Here is a 4328-nt window from a genome sequence, read left to right on the forward strand (position 1 = left end):
GCCATGCGTTCCGCGTTCTGTGCGACGAGCCGGTCGGCCTCCCGCCGCTCCTGGGCGGAACGGGCGCCGGGCCGGAGGGCGAGCTGGGCGAAGCCCTGGATGGCGGTCAGCGGGGTGCGCAGTTCGTGTCCGGCGTCGGCGACGAACTGCCGCATGCGGTCCTCCGACGCCTGACGCTCCTTCAGCGCCGCCTGGAGCCGGTCGAGCATCGTGTTGAGCACCAGGCCCAGCCGCCCGATCTCGGTGCGGGGATCGGTGTCGGGCAACCGCCGGTCGAGCCGGCCCGCGGTGATGGTCCCGGCGGCGCGCTCCATCCGGCTGAGCGGCAGGAGCCCCAGCCGGACCACTCCGCGGGCCAGTGCCAGCAGGGCGGCGACGGTGACGGCGAGCAGCAGGGCGTCGATCCAGAGGATCTTGGAGGTGGCCCCGTCGACGGTGTCGAGGGGCAGCGCGATCACGGCGTTCACGCCCTGCGCTCCGGGTCGCAGCAGCACGCGCCAGTTGCCGTCGCCGGACTCGGCGTCCACGGTCCTCGGGTGTCCCTCCGTCAGCTGGAGGTCCGCCAGCGTGTCGGGCAGGCGGGGTCCTGGCCGGTCGTCCGAGCCGAGCGAGTACGTCAGGCGGTTGCCGGCGTCGTCGTAGAAGTGGACCCGGAAGTCCGACGGCAGGGAGCCGGGGCCTTCGACGGGCGGCAGCCCGCCGGGCCTGCGGGCGTCGCGGAAGGACGGCGGCCGCGGGGCGAACTCGGCGAGCTGCTGGTCGACGCGGTCCATGAGCCACGATCGCAGGACGAAGAAGCCGACCAGCTCGGAGGCCAGTACGGCCACCGTCGCCAGCACGGTGACACCGAGGAGGAGGCGGCCGCGCAGCGAACGGGGGGCCGGTGTGCGGGGCGGCTTCACCGGTCCGTGCTCCCCTCGTGCGGGCGGGGCAGACGCAGGCAGTAGCCGACGCCCCGGACGGTGTGGATGAGCGGCGGGTCGAACCGGTCGACCTTCTTGCGCAGGTACCGGACGTAGGTCTCCACGACCCGGGTGTCGCCCGCGAAGTCGTAGCCCCACACGTGGTCGAGGATGCGTGTCTTGCTCAGCACCCGGCCGGCGTTGTCCATCAGGTAGGAGAGCAGCTTGAACTCCGTCGGGGACAGCTGCAGGTACTCGCCGGCCCGCCGCACCTCGTGCGCCGTCTCGTCCAGTTCGAGGTCGGCGTAGCGCAGGACGGTGTCCGGCAGCAGGGCCTCGGTGCCGAGGGTGCGCCGCAGGATGGCCTGGATGCGCAGCAGCACTTCCTCGATGTTGAAGGGCTTGGTCACGTAGTCGTCGGCGCCGGCGCTGAGGCCCTTGATGCGGTCATCGACGCCGGTGCGGGCGGTCAGGAACAGCACCGGCACCTGGTTCCCGGTCTCACGGAGCCGGCGGGTCACCTCGTAGCCGTCCAGGTCGGGGAGCATCACGTCCAGCAGCACCAGGTCCGGCTGCAGGCGCTCGGCCTCGGTCAGGGCCGCCCGGCCGGAGTCGACGCTGCTCACCCGGTAGCCGGTGAGCCGCAGGGTCGACTCGAGCAGGGTGCGGATGCTGGGCTCGTCCTCGACGACGAGGAGCCGGTGCCGCGGCTCCGCCTCGGAGTGCTCGGTCATGGTGCTGTGCGATCCGTTCTTCGGTGAGGTCCACGGTGTGCCGGGGCGTGGGCCCGTACCGGACGTTACCCGCGGCCGGTCGCGGAGGTGCCCGCGGACGGCGCTCGCAGCGGGCATGTCTCCTCCGGCGTGCGGCGTAGGGACGAAGGGAGCCGGGACCGGGCCGGCGGGAGCGACGCCGGCGTCCGGACGGAGCCCTGCCCGGGCCCCGTCCGGACGCGGCGGGTCAGCCGGCGACCTCCTCGTGCTTCGCCAGCGCCTCGGTGCGTTCGGTGACGGTCGTACGCAGCGCCTTGACGGTGGTGTCCAGACCGGTGCCGTCGGCGCCCGCCTCGCGCGCCGCGCCGGCGATCCGGTCGAGGGACGCGGTCGCGGAACCCGAGCCGTAGAACTTCTCGTACAGCTCCTGGTACGCCTTCTTGTAGACGGCGTCGAACGCGTCGGACTCCAGGAAGCGGTCCTTGAGCGCGTGGCCCGAGGACATCCCGCCGCCCATGCCGCCCGGGCCTCCCTGGCCGGCGTCGGCCTCCTGGCCCTGCCCTGCTGCGGCGCCGCCGGGCGGCCCTTCGGGGAAGCCCTCCGGCAACTCGGGGAAGCCCTCGGGCATCCCCTCCGGCGCAGCACCGTCGGCCGTTCCCCCGGTCGTGCCCTCCGCCGTGCCCTTGGTCGTGCCCTCGGTCGTGCCCTCGGTCGTGCCCTCGGTCGGGGCCTCTCCCCCGGGCCGACCGCCGCCCATGCCGATCTCGTCGTCGGGTCCGGCCGTCGCGTCGCCGGAGAATGTGAGGTTGTAGTCCCACCCCAGCACCGTGAACTTCTTTGTGTCCAGGTCGTACCACAGCAGGTAGTTCTTGCCCGGCCCGGACATGTCGTCGAAGTTCAGCAGCAGGTTCTGCGCCGCCACGTACGTGGCGAGGGACTCCACGTCGACGTACTGGTCGAGTTCCTTCTCGAACTCCTCGTCCGAGGCCTGGTCGACCCACTTGATCAGCTTCATGACCGGCTCGAGGTCCTGGCTGCCGACCTTGTTCAGCTGCTTGAAGGAGCTCTCGTAGTCGGTCGGGTCGTCGCCCTGGTAGGCGAAACTGCTGCCGGCGCGGGCCTTGTATATCACGCCGTTGCCGTCGCCGGCGGCTTCGGCGTACTCGGTGTCGGGGTTCTCGACCATCAGCCGCGTGGTGACGGGGCGTTCGTTCACCTTGAACGCGGTGAAGGTGTAGCGCTCGCTCTTCAGGCCGCTGGAGTCCATCAGGCTGAGCGCGAGGGCCTCGTTGACCGGCACCTCGTCCCCGCTGCCGGGGCGCAGCGAGATCTCCCGCTCCCCCTGGTAGGCGCGGCCCTCGACGTACTCGTCGATCTTGATCAGCCAGGGCAGCTCCTCCGGCTTCTCCTCGGACAGGTCGTACTGCGTCATGCCGCCACCCCTGCCCCCGCCGGCGCCCGCGGCGTTCCCGCCGTCCTGGGGCGGCTGGGGCGCGGTCTTCCCGGCCGCCGCTCCCTCGGGCGCGGTCCGGCCGCCGCCGGGCATTCCGGCACCGCCGCCGCGCAGGGACATCAGGGTGGAGTTGCCCTTCAGCCGGATGCCCACGTCCTCGAGGTGGACCCCGTCGATCGTGAGGTCGGCCTTGACGTACTCCTTGCTCCCGTCCTCCGTGAACTCCTTCATCATCTTCTCGAACTCAGTTGGGTCGTAGTCCAGTTGCACGGAGTGGGCGACCGAGGTCTCGTAGAGGCCGACCGTGCCCCTGACGTTCTCGGTGATGGGGTCGCCCTCCGCCGCGGAGGCGGAGGTGACGTACGGCGAGACGCGGGCGTCGCCGAAGCCGTGGACCATGACCGCCAGACCCACGCAGAGCGCTCCCACCGGCTTCCAGTGGTGCCGCAGCCGGACCGGGAGGCGGTCGCGCAGGCGGCGTCCGCGTGTCCTGTCGTCACCGGCCATCACAGATCGGTCGTGTCGTAACCGGTCAGCACGGTCACCCGCTGTCCGGAGGTGCGTTCCTGCAGCGCGCTCACCAGCTCGCCGGGCTCGGCGCCCTTCTTCATGCGCACCGTGTAGAACACCTCGGTGAGCGCGCCGCCCCTGATGGTCTCGGTGCTGACCAGTTCGAACTCGGTGGTGTACTTGATGAGCACGTCGCTGATGGCGGGCGCGTGGTCCTCGCCGGCCGGGACCTGGACCTTGACCACCTGGCGCTGGACGTTCAGGGCGAACCAGTTGAACTTGAACATGATCAGGACGACCGCGCAGATCACCACGGCGCCGACCGCGGCCAGCGTGTAGAAGCGGGCGCCGCAGGCCATGCCGATCGCCATCGCGAGGAAGATGAAGCCGACGTCCCGGGTCTCCTTCACCGCGTTGCGGAAGCGGACCACGGACAGTGCGCCGACGAGAGAGAACGCCCGGGCCAGGTTGGACCCGACGACCAGCATGATCAGGGCGACGATCATGCCCACGATGACCAGCGTCTGGACGTAGGACTGGCTGTAGGAGACGTTGCGGTGCGTGTACCGGTACACGTAGCCGATCAACGTGCTCAGGAGGAACGACAGCGCCATGGCCGCGACGACGTCGGCGACGCTGAACGTGCCGCTGAGTTCCTGCAGATCGAAGTTCACTGTGCTCCTGCCTTCACCGGCGCCTCGGACGCCGGACGCTGCCCGGGCAGCGGCTCGATGGTCGGGGTCGTGGGGG

At 71.0% G+C, this 4328-nt stretch carries 4 protein-coding genes; all 4 read right to left on the bottom strand.

The window, feature by feature from the left end:
- The coding region (locus ACOV8S_RS27065; RefSeq protein WP_448321004.1) for a HAMP domain-containing protein at positions 1 to 902 on the bottom strand (902 nt) is incomplete at its 3' end.
- Positions 899 to 1636: a response regulator transcription factor gene (locus ACOV8S_RS27070; protein ID WP_448321006.1), complete on the bottom strand. Its 738-nt coding sequence runs from the start codon at positions 1634 to 1636 to the stop codon at positions 899 to 901. The genes ACOV8S_RS27065 and ACOV8S_RS27070, both read right to left, overlap by 4 nt.
- A gap of 226 nt (positions 1637 to 1862) precedes the next feature.
- Positions 1863 to 3575, bottom strand: coding sequence for a CotH kinase family protein (locus ACOV8S_RS27075; RefSeq protein ID WP_448321007.1), 1713 nt, complete (start codon positions 3573 to 3575; stop codon positions 1863 to 1865).
- Positions 3575 to 4252: a DUF4956 domain-containing protein gene (locus ACOV8S_RS27080; protein WP_448321009.1), complete on the bottom strand. Its 678-nt coding sequence runs from the start codon at positions 4250 to 4252 to the stop codon at positions 3575 to 3577. The genes ACOV8S_RS27075 and ACOV8S_RS27080 overlap by 1 nt, the downstream gene beginning before the upstream one ends.
- Between the last annotated feature and the right edge of the window lie 76 nt (positions 4253 to 4328).

It is taken from the genome of Streptomyces sp. CO7, from assembly GCF_053474865.1.